Origin of the sequence: Citrobacter sp. EC_71, from assembly GCF_019584005.1 — a bacterium.
Classification (GTDB): domain Bacteria; phylum Pseudomonadota; class Gammaproteobacteria; order Enterobacterales; family Enterobacteriaceae; genus Citrobacter; species Citrobacter werkmanii.
This window is the reverse complement of sequence record NZ_VDAY01000005.1, coordinates 164,596-178,439: the sequence shown is the minus strand read 5'-3', so window position 1 is coordinate 178,439 and position 13,844 is coordinate 164,596. Positions and strand designations below refer to the sequence as shown.

Below are 13,844 nucleotides of genomic sequence, written 5' to 3'. Positions count from 1 at the left end.
ATTAAAACTCTTTTCGCAGCCAGCTATTGAGTCGTTTAATCCACGAGCCAACTGACGCCGTTACGCGTTTTTCAACTTCAGCCTCACCACTTAAATGGGATTCTTTCCCGTAGTGAAGCAGCCCCACCGCCGTGGAATAGTACGGCTCCTGGGCATAATCCGTCAGACCGGTAATATTCAGCGGTGCGCCAATACGGACTTGCGTATGGAACACGCGCTGTGCGCAGGCCGCAAGACCTTCAATTTGCGCTGCGCCGCCGGTTAACACAATCCCCGCCGCCAGATGATGTTTCACACCCTGCTGGCGAAGCTGTTCTTGTAATTGCAAAATTTCTTCGTTGACCAGGTTGAGCAGCTCGGTATAACGCGGCTCAATGACCTCTGCCAAAGTCTGACGCTGCAGGCTACGTGGCGGACGGCCGCCCACGCTTGGCACCTCAACGCTCTCGTCTTTACCGACGATGGAGCCCAGCGCGCAGCCATGACGAACTTTGATGGCTTCGGCATCGCTCGGCGGCGTACCGAAGGCATACGCGATATCGCTGGTCACCACATTCCCTGCATAAGGGATCACTTTGGTATGGCGCAACGCCCCGCCAGTATAAACGGCGATGTCCATTGTACCACCACCAATATCTACCACGCAGACACCCAGTTCACGTTCATCTTCCGTCAACACGGAATAACTGGCTGCCAGTCCGGCGAAAATCAGTTGGTCAACTTTCAGACCACAACGTTCAACGGCTTTGACAATATTCTTCGCCATGTCGTTATGGCAGGTAATAAGATGCACTTTTGCCTGCATGCGTACGCCGGAAAGACCGACCGGATTTTTAATACCTTCCTGGTAGTCAATGGCGTATTCCTGCGGAATAACGTGCAGAACACGATGTTCATCGCGCACGCGTACGGATTTTGCCGTATGTACGACGTTTTCCACATCTTCCTGTGTCACTTCCTCTTCGGAAATGGGCACCATACCAATTTCATTCTGACAGCTAATATGTTTGCCGGAAAGCGCCAGATATACCGAGGATATCTGGCAATCTGCCATCAGCTCAGCCTGGTCAATGGCGCGCTGTACGCATTTCACCACTGACTCAAGGTCATTCACCCCGCCTTTATCCATACCTCGCGATGGGCAACTGCCCACGCCAATGATATTGACCATACCGTCGGGCAGAACTTCCCCTACTAAAGCGGCTACCTTCGCGGTGCCAATCTCCAGTCCAACTACCAGTTTTCTGTCCGTCGCCTTGATCATTGTTGTTCTGCCTGTGCCTGATTCTGTTGCTGATTAGATTCCTCAGGAGGCAAGGGAACCCAGCCTACTGCCGCTCCTGAGTCATAACGCAAATCAACGTAGCTAATCCGTTTGCCATCGGTTTGCGCCTGCTGCTGTAAAACCGGGTAGAGTTCCACAAAGCGAGCCAAACGTTTTATCGTATCGCCCCTGCCCAGATTGAGCTTAATATCGTTATTCAGCGTCAACTGCCAGGAACGACGCGCGGTCATCGCCGCTTCCTTCAGGGTGAATCTATCCTTAGCCAGCACCTGCCCCATATCGCGGAACCCTTGCAGCACTTCACTTGCGCTGCCTTCCGGTCCGTACAACATGGGTAATACCTGCTTATTGGCCCGACCGGTTGGGACGCTGAACGTATTGCCTTCGGCATCCACCATGTGCTGGTCATTCCAACGCGCAATTGGCACATATTCAACCAGATGAATCTTCAATTCATCAGGCCATTGCTTTCTGACGCTCGCCTGTTTAATCCACGGGAGGCGTTCAATCTGACTCTGGATGATGTTTACATCCTGCGTCATAAAGGTTCCCGGCGCGCCCAGCGCCAGAATGGACTGACGGATATCATCATTGCGCGTGTAATGCCGTTCGCCGGTTAACACCAGTTTTGACAACGGCAAACGCTGCGCATCTTCCATCCATCCCAACACTACCCAGCCGCTGACAAACACGGTGCACAGCACTGTCAGCAGGAACAGTATTCCTGCAAGACGCGTTCCATTATTGCGGCGTGAGGAGTTTACTTCTTCTTCATCACCGTTTCGCGTGTTCAGCGCAGCCTGCGACATATCAGTCCGCCAACTCCAGAATTCTTACCACCAACTGCGAGAAGCTCAGACCCGCCTGACGCGCCGCCATCGGCACCAGGCTGTGGCTGGTCATACCCGGAGAGGTATTGGCTTCCAGCAGATAAAACTGGCCATCGCTGTCCAGCATGACGTCAATGCGCCCCCAACCTTTACAGCCCAGGGCGGTCCACGCTTTCAGGACTAAATCCTGTAATCTGGCCTCTTGCTCGACTTCCAGACCTGCAGGGCAGAAATATTGTGTCTCATCAGAGAGATACTTCGCCTCATAATCATAGAAGGTTCCCGCGGGTTGGATACGTATTGACGGTAAAATTTCTTCGCCGAGTATCGCAACGGTAAATTCCGGGCCACTGAGCCATTTTTCAATCAGTACTTCTTCATCATGCTGAAAAGCCAATGCTAATGCACCCTGCAAAGCATTTTCTTCTTCAACTTTTGACATCCCTACGCTGGAGCCTTCACGGCTTGGCTTCACAATCAGCGGCAAACCTAACGCAGAGATTTTTGCAACTATCTCATTGCTAAGACCTTTTTCGAACTCAGCGCAGGTCAACGCAACCCATGGCGCGACGGGTAAACCTGCGCCCTGCCACAGCAGCTTGCTACGCAGTTTGTCCATTGAGATCGCGGAAGCCATGACGCCGCTGCCGGTATACGGCAGACCGATCTGCTCCAGCATGCCCTGCAGCGTACCATCTTCACCACCACGTCCATGCAGCGCAATAAACACCTTCTGAAAACCCATTGATTTCAGAAGAGTGACATCAACCTCTTTCGGGTCAACCGGATGGGCATCGACACCACCTTCGCGTAACCCTGCCAATACGGCCGCGCCGGAATTCAGCGACACTTCTCGCTCTGCGGAGGTACCTCCTGACAGGACCGCGATTTTATCAGCCATGTTGTTCTTCCTCCGGATTTTGCGGCTTCAGTTTGATTTCAGCTAAGGAACGCGCAATTTTGCCGATATTTCCAGCGCCTTGCACCAAAATCAGATCGTTGCCGGTTAATACCGGTGCCAACATTTCTGCCACCAGGGCCGGATCGGATACCAGAATAGGATCGATCTTACCGCGACCACGAATAGTACGGCACAGCGAGCGGCTGTCAGCGCCCGGAATGGCGGCTTCGCCCGCGGCGTATACATCCAGCATCAACAGCGTATCAACCTGAGTCAGCACGTTGGCAAAGTCGTCATACAAATCGCGAGTGCGCGTATACCGATGCGGCTGGAACAGCATCACCAGATTTTTGTCCGGCCAGCCTGCGCGTGCAGCTTTAATTGTGGCGTCCACTTCCGTTGGGTGATGGCCGTAATCATCAACCAGCATCGCGGTCCCGGCTTTACCGTTAACCGGCTCAAGTGGGAATTCGCCGAGGAAGTCAAAACGACGTCCGGTACCCTGGAAACTTTCCAGCGCGCGCAGGATCGCGTCGTCTTCAATACCTTCTTCCGTTGCGACAGCCACCGCAGCCGCGGCGTTCAGCGCATTGTGGCGGCCCGGCGCGTTTAACGTCACGCGTAGATCGGCCATCCCCTGACGCACCAGCGTGAAGTGCCCCTGCGGGCCGATCTGCTGGTAATCCTCAACGCGCACATCGGCATCATCACTGAAACCATAGGTTGTGGTTTGACGGCCAACTCGCGGTAACAGTTCGCGGATCACCGGATCGTCAACGCACATCACCGCACGACCATAAAACGGCAAGTTATGCAGGAAATTAATAAACGTCTGCTTTAAATTTTCGAAGTCGCCATGGTAGGTATCCATATGGTCGGCTTCGATATTGGTGACAACCGCCACCATCGGCTGCAAATGCAGGAACGACGCGTCGCTCTCGTCCGCTTCGGCAATCAAATAACGGCTATGACCCAGGCGCGCATGGACGCCAGCAGCCTTCACCAGACCACCGTTAACAAAAGTCGGATCCAGCCCCGCTTCCGCGTAAATACTGGAGACCATCGCTGTGGTCGTGGTTTTACCGTGCGTCCCGGCAATGGCGATGCCGTGACGAAAACGCATTAACTCCGCCAGCATCTCAGCACGGCGGATCACTGGAATACGCGCTTCATGCGCCGCAACAATTTCCGGGTTATCCGCAGAAATAGCGCTGGAGACCACCACCACGCTCGCATCGCGCACGTTTTCAGGGCGATGGTTGAAGAAAATCGTGGCGCCGAGATTCGTCAACTGCTGCGTCACCGGATTTGGCGCTAAGTCAGAACCGCTGATCTGATAACCTTCATTGGCCAAAACTTCGGCAATACCGCCCATACCAGCACCACCGATGCCGACAAAGTGAATGTGCCGAACGCGACGCATTTCGGGCACGATGGAACGCAGTTTTGCCAGTTGTTGTGTATTCATTCTTTAGCCATTAACTTCTTAGTTCATGCGATGCAAAAGGCATCACCACAATTACGCCCGGGCAGCCCGGCTCACTTCATTTGCAACGCGTTCGGTGGCATCCGGTATGGATGCGGCGCGCGCACGTTCTGCCATGGTTAATAAAGTTTCTCGCGACCACCCGGCAAGGGTGCTGGCGACGGCGTCCACAGTAAACTGTGGTTGCTCTAAAATTTTGGCGGCGCCCGCTTTTTCCAGCGGCAACGCATTCCAGTACTGCTGTCTGTCTTTGTGCTGGAACGGCACAAACAGCGCAGGCAAGCCTGCGGCGGCAATCTCACTCACCGTCAGCGCGCCGGAACGGCACACGACAACATCCGCCCACGCATAAGCGGCGGCCATATCATCAATAAACTCAGTGACCTTATGCTGCGGTTGTCCCGCCTCGGCATAAGCGTGTTCAACGGTCTGCTGCGCGCCCTTACCGCTCTGGTGCCAGATAGTCACCGCCTCGCCAAGCTTTGCGGCAACCTGCGGCATCGTCTGGTTGAGGACGCGTGCGCCCTGAGAACCACCAACCACCAGCACACGAACCGGGCCTTCACGTCCAGCCAGACGCGCTTCGGGTAATGGCAGTGCCAGCACGTCCGTGCGTACTGGGTTCCCGACCACGTCCGCATTCGGGAAAGCGCCAGGGAAAGCCTGCATAACCTTCGTTGCAATCTTTGCCAGCCATTTATTGGTTAATCCCGCAATGCCGTTCTGTTCATGCAGTACGACCGGAATACCTAATGACCATGCAGCTAAACCGCCAGGACCTGACACGTAGCCGCCCATACCGAGCACCACATCAGGCTTGAATTGCTTCATGATGGCGCGCGCCTGACGCCAGGCGTTAAAAATACGCACGGGTGCGGCAAGTAGTGCGTTAACGCCTTTGCCACGCAGACCGGAGATGCGAATAAAGTCAATTTCAATGCCATGCTTCGGCACTAAGTCCGCTTCCATACGATCGGCGGTGCCCAGCCAACGAACCTGCCAGCCCTGGGCCATTAAATGGTGCGCGACCGCCAGCCCCGGGAACACATGCCCGCCGGTACCGCCTGCCATCACCATTAACCGCTTCGGTTGACCACTCATCGTGCACCTCGTGTAAACGCCTGGGCTTTTTCCAGACGCGTTTCATAATCTATACGTAACAAAAACATGATGGCCGTCGACATTATCAACAAACTGGAACCACCATAGCTGATTAACGGCAGCGTCAGACCTTTGGTTGGCAGCATACCTGCCGCCGCGCCGACGTTTACCAGCGCCTGGAAGCTAAACCAGATCCCGATGGAGCAGGCTAAAAAGCCTGAAAAACGGTGGTCAATTTCCAGCGCTTTACGGCCAATCGACATCGCGCGAAAAGCGACGAAGAATACCATTAAAAGTGCCAATACCACACCGATATAACCCAGCTCTTCCCCAATGATGGCGAAGATGAAGTCGGTGTGCGCTTCCGGCAAATACTCCAGCTTTTGGACTGAGTTGCCTAACCCCTGCCCCCAAACCTCACCGCGGCCAAAAGCCATTAGCGATTGCGTCAGCTGGTATCCGCTGCCGAACGGATCTTCCCATGGATTCCAGAAAGAAGTTACGCGGCGAATACGATACGGTTCGGCAAGGATCAGCAGCACGACCGCCGATATCCCCATGCCGATAATCGCAATGAACTGCCATAATTTAGCGCCGGCAAGAAACAGCATCGCCAGCGTGGTGACAAACAGCACCACCACCGTACCGAGGTCAGGCTGCGCCAGCAGCAGCACGGCCAGTACCAGGATCACGCCCATCGGTTTCAGGAAGCCGCGCAGGTTGTTTCGAACTTCATCCACCTTGCGTACCAGGTAGTTGGCGAGATAACAGAACAGCGACAGCTTGGTAAATTCCGCAGGCTGAATACGCAGCGGCCCCAGAGCAATCCAGCGCGATGCCCCGTTAACGGAGCTCCCCACCACCAGCACGATCAGCAGCATGATGATCGAGGCGATGAGCATCGTGGTGCTGTACTTCTGCCAGAACTCCATCGGCAAACGCAGCGTGACCATCGCCAAACAGAACGCCAGGAAGATGTACAGCGCGTCGCGTTTGGCAAACAGGAAGGGGTCGCCCGCCAGACGTTGTCCTACCGGCATCGATGCCGATGTCACCATGATGAAACCAATTGCCGCCAGACCAAAGGTCAGCCACAGCAGCATGCGGTCATACATGATCAGGCTGTCCGCGTCTTTATCGCGCGAAGCCATCACCCAGCCTTTAAGTGCCGCAAAGATCCACGCCAGGACACCCAGTCCCGGTAAGCGCGGCATTCTCAGACGAGGGAGAGATAAACGCATCAACCCAACTCCTTCGCCAGGCGCGTAAAGACGTCACCGCGTTGCTCAAAATTCTTGAACTGATCGAGGCTGGCACAGGCGGGCGACAGCAGCACCATATCACCGGGCTTCACGCGCGGCGCGAGCAGACGCATTGCCTGCTCCATGGTTTCAGTTTGTTCCGCAACCTCAGGTCGCAGCGCGGCAAGCTGCGCGCCATCGCGGCCAAAGCAGTACAGACGAATGTTGTCGCCGTTCAGATAACGTTGCAGCGGCATAAAGTCAGCGGATTTCCCGTCGCCGCCCAACAACAGGTGCAGCGTACCGTCAACGTGCAGGCCATTCAGCGCCGCTTCGGTACTGCCGACATTGGTCGCTTTTGAATCGTTGATCCAACGCACACCGTTATGATTCAGTACCAACTGGAAACGATGCGCCAGTCCGGTAAAGGTGGTCAGCGCTTTCAGGCTTGACGCCCGCGGCAGACCCGCAGCATCAGCCAGCGCCAGCGCTGCCAGAGCGTTGGTATAGTTATGCTGGCCGGTAAGCGTCATCTCTTTCACGTTGAGAACTTTTTCACCCTTCACCCGCAGCCAGGTTTCGCCCTGCTGACGATTAAGATGATAATCCCCCATGTTGACGCCAAAGCTCACGCAACGCTCATCGGCACCACGAACCGGCATGGTCAGCGCATCATCCGCATTGACCACGCAGACTTTCGCATTCTCATAAATGCGCAGTTTGGCCGCACGATACTGCTGCAAGCCAAACGGATACCTGTCCATATGATCTTCGGTGACGTTCAAAATAGTGGCGGCTACGGCCTGTAAGCTGGAGGTTGTTTCCAGTTGGAAGCTCGACAGTTCCAGAACATACAGCTCACGCTCATCATCCAGCAGCATCAGCGCGGGCAGGCCAATGTTACCGCCCACCCCCACGTTCACACCGGCCGCTTTCGCCATTTCGCCAACCAACGTCGTAACGGTGCTTTTACCGTTAGAACCGGTGATCGCAACGATCGGCGCCTGCGCTTCGCGACAGAACAGCTCGATGTCACCGACAATTTCAATCCCCGCATCGGCGGCAGCGCTCAGCGAAGGGTGCGCCAGGGCAATACCAGGGCTGGCGACGATAAGATCGGCGTCCAGCAGCCAGTCATCATTCAGACTGCCAACATGACGCTCAACCGCTTCCGGTAATTTATCCAGGCCCGGCGGCGTCGCGCGGGTATCCATCACGCGCGGCGTTACGCCACGCGCCAGGAAGAAATCCACGCAGGACAGCCCGGTCAAACCCAGACCGATAATGACGACTTTTTTACCCTGGTAATCAGCCATGATTAACGTACCTTCAGCGTTGCCAGGCCAATCAGCACCAGCATCAGCGAAATAATCCAGAAGCGCACAATCACGCGCGGTTCCGGCCAGCCTTTCAGTTCATAGTGATGGTGGATCGGCGCCATACGGAAGATGCGCTGTCCGCGCAGCTTAAAGGAGCCAACCTGCAGAATGACCGACAGGGTTTCTACGACAAATACGCCGCCCATGATCACCAGCAGGAATTCCTGACGCAGCAGCACAGCAATAATGCCCAGCGCGCCGCCCAGCGCCAACGATCCGACGTCTCCCATGAAGACCTGCGCCGGATAGGTGTTAAACCACAGGAAGCCTAACCCTGCACCGACAATCGCCGTACAGACGATCACCAGTTCACCGGCATGGCGTAAATACGGAATGTGCAGATAGTTGGCAAAGTTCATGTTACCGGTCGCCCATGCCACCAGCGCAAAACCCGCAGCCACGAACACGGTCGGCATAATCGCCAGACCATCCAGACCATCGGTGAGGTTGACCGCGTTACCAGTACCCACAATCACAAAGTACGCCAGCAGGACGTAGAACAGTCCCAATTGCGGCAACACGTCTTTGAAGAACGGCACGACCAGTTCCGTCGCCGGGGTATCTTTGCCCGCGAGATACAGCGCAAAGGCTACGCCCAGAGCAATCACCGACATCCAGAAATATTTCCAGCGCGCAATCAGGCCTTTGGTGTCTTTGCGTACCACTTTGCGGTAGTCATCGACAAAACCGATGATGCCGTAACCGACCAATACCACCAGCACGCACCAAACGTACGGGTTCGACGGGTATGCCCACAGCAGCACGGAGATAACAATCGCGGTGAGGATCATAATCCCGCCCATGGTCGGCGTACCGCGTTTACTGAAGTGTGATTCCGGACCGTCGTTACGTACGACCTGTCCAAAGGACATTTTTTGCAGGCGGGCGATCATGCGCGGGCCCATCCACAAAGAGATGAACAGCGCGGTCAGCAGGCTGACGATGGCGCGAAACGTCAGATAGGAAAAGACGTTAAAGCCGGAATAATATTTGACCAAATGTTCGGCCAGCCAAACTAACATGTCCCATTCTCCTGTAATGCGCGTACTACCTCTTCCATGGCGGCACTACGTGAACCCTTCACTAAAATCGTCATGATCTGATGTTCTGCAATCAGCGCCTTGAGATGCGCGACCAGCGCGGTTTTATCCGCAAAATGCTCGCCCACGCCACTGGCGCCGCTAATTGCCTGACTCAGTTTCCCTGTACTCAGTACACGGTCGATGCCCGCGGTTTTCGCAGCAACACCTACCTGTACGTGACATGCTTCGCTTTCCGCGCCAAGCTCTGCCATATCGCCCACCACCAGCACGCGGTAGCCCGGCATTTCGGACAGCACCTGTACCGCTGCGGTCATCGAACCAACGTTAGCGTTGTAGGAGTCGTCCAACAGCAGCTGATTTTCTGCGAGTTGAATCGGGAACAGACGCCCCGGTACCGCTTGCAGATCCTTCAGGCCCGCTTTGATCGCCTCAGGCGTCGCGCCTACCGCCATAGAGAGCGCAGCCGCCGCCAGGGCGTTAGCTATGTTGTGACGACCCGGCAACGGCAGCAGAACATCAATGCTTCCGGTTGGCGTGCGCAGCGAAAACTCCGTACCGTGCGAGGTCACGTGAACGTCAGCCGCCGAAAAATCGCTGTTGGCCGCATTCGGGGAGAAGCGCCAGACTTTGCGATCGCCAATGATGCTCTGCCAGTTCAGCCAGTCGTTGTTATCAGCGTTCATGATGGCGATGCCATTCGCTGACAGACCGCCAAAAATCTCACCTTTAGCCTTCGCAACGCCCGCCAGAGAGCCGAAACCCTCCAGATGCGCAGCAGCAAGATTGTTCACCAGCGCCGCTTCCGGACGCGTCAGGCCAACGGTCCAGGCGATTTCGCCCTGATGATTGGCGCCGAGCTCAATCACGGCATAGTCGTAATCGTTGTTTAAGCGCAGCAACGTCATCGGTACACCGATGTCGTTGTTCAGATTGCCCGCGGTGTATAGGGTGTTGCCACACTTGCTCAGAATGGATGCCGTCATCTCTTTAACAGACGTTTTGCCGGATGAGCCGGTCAGCGCGACCACGCGCGCCGGAACCTGGGCGCGAACCCACGCTGCCAGTTCGCCGAACGCCAGACGGGTGTCTTTTACAATAACCTGCGGTAAATCAATATTGAGTGGACGGCTGACTAACAGCGCGCCTGCTCCCCCGTCTTTCGCCTTGTCGGCAAAATCGTGGGCATCAAAGCGTTCGCCTTTCAGCGCCACAAACAGGCAGCCCGGCGTCACTTTACGCGTATCGGTTGTCACTGCATCGAGGGTCAGGTCGCCCCCTTTTAGTTCGCCACAGAGGATTTCCGCCAGTTGGCTGAGCGTTACGCTAATCATGCGATCACCCCCAGCAGACGCGCTGCCGTGACGCGGTCAGAATAGTCGAGACGCTGTGAACCAACGATCTGGTAGTCTTCGTGCCCTTTCCCGGCCACCAGCACCACGTCGTTTTCTTTCGCCTGCATGATGGCGTTAGTCACTGCTTCGGCGCGACCTTCCATCACCTTCGCCTGTCCGGCATCCAGCATCCCCGCCAGAATGTCGTTGATGATGGCGCGCGGCTCTTCGGTACGCGGGTTGTCATCGGTCACCACGACCACATCAGCAAATTGTTCGGCAATCGCGCCCATCAGCGGACGTTTGCCTTTGTCACGATCGCCACCGCAGCCAAAGACGCACCACAGTTTGCCGGTACAGTGCAGACGCGCCGCCTGCAGCGCTTTTTCCAGCGCATCCGGCGTATGGGCATAATCAACCACCACGGTGGTTTTACCGGGCGCGCTGAACACTTCCATACGCCCGCAAACCGGTTGCAATTGTGTCGCTGTTTTTAGTAAATCAGCTAACGGATACCCCAGCGCCAGCAGCGTTGCCAGCGCCAGCAGCAGATTGCTGACGTTAAACGCGCCCATCAGGCGGCTTTCAATTTCGCCTTCCCCCCATGAGGAGGTAAAGCGAATCGTTGCCCCGCTGTCGTGATACTTCACCTCAACGGCTTTTAACCAACGACCATGACAGTTCGGGTTGATGTGGTCTTCCATCGAAACGGCCACCGCATCCGGAAGTTTGGCCAGCCAGCGACGACCGACCTCATCATCCGCATTGACGATGGCCTGACCGCAATGGTGCGTGGAGTACAGCAGCCATTTCGCGGCTTCGTAATGTTCCATGTCACCGTGGTAGTCGAGATGGTCACGGCTTAAGTTAGTAAACACTGATGCGGCAAACTTCAGCGCCGCGACGCGATGCTGAACCAGACCGTGGGAAGAGACTTCCATCGCGCCAACCGTGGCGCCCTGTGCAACCAGTCCCGCCAGCACATGCTGGACATCAACGGCTGAACCGGTGGTATTTTCCGTCGGGATCACTTTGCCCAACAGACCATTGCCAACGGTTCCCATCACCGCGCTGGTTTCACCCAGCAGTTGGCTCCACTGCGCCAGCAATTGAGTAGTGGTCGTTTTACCGTTGGTCCCGGTCACGCCAACCAGACGCATTTTTTCAGAAGGCTCGTGGTAAAAACGGCCCGCCAGTGCAGATAAACGCTCATTAAGCTGGCTGAGATAGATAACCGGAACGCCGTGCATTTCACGGATTTCACCATCAGTCGCTTCATCTTTTGCTTCTGCAATAATGGCAGCCACACCTTGCGCTATCGCCTGCGGGATATACCGACGCCCGTCCGCCTGATGACCCAATACTGCGACAAAGAGATCGCCCGATGCAGCCACACGGCTGTCGAGCGTCATCTCCCGCAGTGCTCGCTCCGGTGCACCCGGCACCCATGGAGCAAGAAGGTCGCGCAAATTACGATCTGCCACCTGTTGCCTCGCCTTGATTATTCACAAATTCACTTTTATCGCCCGTTGCCAGCGCATCCGGTTCGATGTTCATGGTGCGTAGTACGCCGCCCATGATGGCACCGAAGACCGGCGCGGAAACGGCGCCACCGTAATATTTACCCGCCTGCGGATCGTTGATAACAACAACCAGCGCGAAGCGCGGCTGACTCGCAGGCGCAACGCCTGCGGTATAAGCAATGTATTTGTTGATGTAGCGACCATCCGGCCCTACTTTTTTCGCCGTACCGGTTTTGATGGCGATGCGATAGCCTTTAATCGCCGCCTTCACGCCGCCGCCTCCGGGCAGCGCTACGCTTTCCATCATGTGCACCACGGTACGAACGGTCGCTTCCGGGAAAATACGCTCGCCCGGAACAGGAGGGTCAACTTTGGTAATCGACAGCGGGCGATAAACGCCATAACTGCCGATCGTTGCATAGACTCGCGCTAACTGTAACGGGGTTACCATTAGCCCATAGCCGAAAGAGAAGGTGGCCCTCTCTATGTCAGACCACCGTTGTTTTTGAGGATATAAGCCACTGCGTTCTCCGACCAACCCCAAATTGGTCGCTTTTCCCAGCCCAAAACGTGAGTAAGTATCTACTAACGCTGAGGACGGCATCGCTAACGCCAGCTTAGAAACACCGACGTTACTCGACTTCTGCAAAACCCCGGTAAGGGTCAATTCGCTATAACGCGCCACGTCTTTGATTTCGTGACCATTAATTCGGTAAGGAATCGTATTGAGTACGGTATTTTCGCGTACCACTCCACGCTGCAGCGCCGTCATTACCACCATTGGTTTGACGGTAGAACCCGGTTCAAACACGTCGGTAATGGTACGGTTACGCATGACATCTTTTTGCGTACCGGAGAGATTATTGGGGTTGTAGGACGGGCTGTTGGCCATCGCCAGCACTTCACCGGTGTTGACATCCACCAGCACGGCGCTGCCGGATTCCGCTTTGTTGAACGCGACGGCATTATTCAGTTCACGGTAGACCAGCGCCTGTAAACGCTCATCAATGCTCAGCGCAAGGTTGTGCGCCGCCTGGCTGTCAGTAGAGGAAATATCTTCAATTACGCGGCCATAGCGGTCTTTACGCACGATACGTTCGCCCGGCTGTCCGGTGAGCCACTTATCGAAGCTCTTCTCAACGCCTTCAATCCCCTGGCTGTCAACGTTAGTAAAGCCAATGAGGTGAGCGGTCACTTCTCCGGAAGGATAGTAACGACGGGATTCTTCACGCAGGTGAATACCCGGCAGCTTGAGTTTTTTGATGTAGTCGGCCATGTCAGGGTTAACCTGACGCGCCAGATAGATAAAGCGTCCTTTCGGGTTGGCGTTAATGCGGGAAGCCAGCTGGTCGAGCGGGAGATTCAGCGCAGTCGACAGCGCTCTCCAGCGTTCACCAACGCTCACGCCGCCTGCGTCATGCACCTCTTTCGGGTCGGCCCAAATCGCTTTCACCGGAACGCTCACCGCCAGCGGACGACCGGAACGGTCGGTAATCATCCCGCGCGATGTGGAGACTTCCTGGACGCGCAGGGAACGCATGTCACCCTGACGCACCAGCATATCCGGCGCAATAATTTGCAGCCAGGCAACGCGCCCCAGCAGGAAACCCAATGCCAGCAAAATACAGCCGCACAGTAACGCAAAACGCCAACTGACAAAGTTGGCTTGTTCTTCCTGGCGTTTTGGTTTGTGCGTTTTTGCCGCTGCTTTCATGCGTCGCGTT

Annotated in this window: 11 protein-coding genes; all 11 read right to left on the bottom strand. The window is 55.7% G+C overall.

Going from position 1 to position 13,844, the window contains the following annotated elements; all coding sequences use genetic code 11:
- Position 1: 1 nt before the first annotated feature.
- From ftsA to ftsI, 11 genes are read right to left on the bottom strand one after another with little or no spacing between them, the layout of a single operon-like run.
- Positions 2-1,264: a cell division protein FtsA gene (ftsA, locus tag FHD02_RS07325; RefSeq protein ID WP_003018755.1), complete on the bottom strand. Its 1,263-nt coding sequence runs from the start codon at positions 1,262-1,264 to the stop codon at positions 2-4.
- Positions 1,261-2,094: a cell division protein FtsQ gene (ftsQ, locus tag FHD02_RS07320; protein ID WP_003018758.1), complete on the bottom strand. Its 834-nt coding sequence runs from the start codon at positions 2,092-2,094 to the stop codon at positions 1,261-1,263. The genes ftsA and ftsQ overlap by 4 nt, the downstream gene beginning before the upstream one ends.
- A 1-nt stretch (position 2,095) precedes the next feature.
- On the bottom strand, positions 2,096-3,016 hold the full coding sequence (locus FHD02_RS07315; RefSeq protein WP_137360252.1) for a D-alanine--D-alanine ligase: 921 nt from the start codon (positions 3,014-3,016) through the stop codon (positions 2,096-2,098).
- The gene (murC, locus tag FHD02_RS07310; protein ID WP_220393767.1) at positions 3,009-4,484 is read right to left on the bottom strand and encodes a UDP-N-acetylmuramate--L-alanine ligase; all 1,476 of its coding nucleotides are present in this window, start codon (positions 4,482-4,484) and stop codon (positions 3,009-3,011) included. The genes FHD02_RS07315 and murC overlap by 8 nt, the downstream gene beginning before the upstream one ends.
- A gap of 51 nt (positions 4,485-4,535) precedes the next feature.
- The gene (gene murG / locus FHD02_RS07305) at positions 4,536-5,603 is read right to left on the bottom strand and encodes an undecaprenyldiphospho-muramoylpentapeptide beta-N-acetylglucosaminyltransferase (protein WP_042312327.1); all 1,068 of its coding nucleotides are present in this window, start codon (positions 5,601-5,603) and stop codon (positions 4,536-4,538) included.
- The gene (gene ftsW / locus FHD02_RS07300; RefSeq protein ID WP_079225510.1) at positions 5,600-6,844 is read right to left on the bottom strand and encodes a cell division protein FtsW; all 1,245 of its coding nucleotides are present in this window, start codon (positions 6,842-6,844) and stop codon (positions 5,600-5,602) included. The genes murG and ftsW overlap by 4 nt, the downstream gene beginning before the upstream one ends.
- Entirely contained in the window at positions 6,844-8,160 is a 1,317-nt protein-coding gene (gene murD, locus FHD02_RS07295; protein WP_137360251.1) for a UDP-N-acetylmuramoyl-L-alanine--D-glutamate ligase, read from the bottom strand. The genes ftsW and murD overlap by 1 nt, the downstream gene beginning before the upstream one ends.
- A 2-nt stretch (positions 8,161-8,162) precedes the next feature.
- Entirely contained in the window at positions 8,163-9,245 is a 1,083-nt protein-coding gene (gene mraY, locus FHD02_RS07290) for a phospho-N-acetylmuramoyl-pentapeptide-transferase (RefSeq protein WP_137360250.1), read from the bottom strand.
- The gene (gene murF / locus FHD02_RS07285) at positions 9,239-10,597 is read right to left on the bottom strand and encodes a UDP-N-acetylmuramoyl-tripeptide--D-alanyl-D-alanine ligase (protein WP_220393766.1); all 1,359 of its coding nucleotides are present in this window, start codon (positions 10,595-10,597) and stop codon (positions 9,239-9,241) included. The genes mraY and murF overlap by 7 nt, the downstream gene beginning before the upstream one ends.
- Complete coding sequence (gene murE, locus FHD02_RS07280; protein WP_038637205.1) at positions 10,594-12,081, bottom strand: UDP-N-acetylmuramoyl-L-alanyl-D-glutamate--2,6-diaminopimelate ligase; 1,488 nt, start codon at positions 12,079-12,081, stop codon at positions 10,594-10,596. Before murE ends, murF begins: the two co-directional genes overlap by 4 nt.
- A complete protein-coding gene (gene ftsI, locus FHD02_RS07275; RefSeq protein ID WP_038637202.1) occupies positions 12,068-13,834 on the bottom strand; it encodes a peptidoglycan glycosyltransferase FtsI in 1,767 nt (588 codons plus the stop codon). The genes murE and ftsI overlap by 14 nt, the downstream gene beginning before the upstream one ends.
- Between the last annotated feature and the right edge of the window lie 10 nt (positions 13,835-13,844).

Coding starts and splice junctions, on each gene's coding strand:
- ftsA (WP_003018755.1), bottom strand. CDS start 1,264: ATGATCAAGGCGACGGACAGAAAACTGGTAGTTGGACTGGAGATTGGC.
- ftsQ (WP_003018758.1), bottom strand. CDS start 2,094: ATGTCGCAGGCTGCGCTGAACACGCGAAACGGTGATGAAGAAGAAGTA.
- FHD02_RS07315 (WP_137360252.1), bottom strand. CDS start 3,016: ATGGCTGATAAAATCGCGGTCCTGTCAGGAGGTACCTCCGCAGAGCGA.
- murC (WP_220393767.1), bottom strand. CDS start 4,484: ATGAATACACAACAACTGGCAAAACTGCGTTCCATCGTGCCCGAAATG.
- murG (WP_042312327.1), bottom strand. CDS start 5,603: ATGAGTGGTCAACCGAAGCGGTTAATGGTGATGGCAGGCGGTACCGGC.
- ftsW (WP_079225510.1), bottom strand. CDS start 6,844: ATGCGTTTATCTCTCCCTCGTCTGAGAATGCCGCGCTTACCGGGACTG.
- murD (WP_137360251.1), bottom strand. CDS start 8,160: ATGGCTGATTACCAGGGTAAAAAAGTCGTCATTATCGGTCTGGGTTTG.
- mraY (WP_137360250.1), bottom strand. CDS start 9,245: ATGTTAGTTTGGCTGGCCGAACATTTGGTCAAATATTATTCCGGCTTT.
- murF (WP_220393766.1), bottom strand. CDS start 10,597: ATGATTAGCGTAACGCTCAGCCAACTGGCGGAAATCCTCTGTGGCGAA.
- ftsI (WP_038637202.1), bottom strand. CDS start 13,834: ATGAAAGCAGCGGCAAAAACGCACAAACCAAAACGCCAGGAAGAACAA.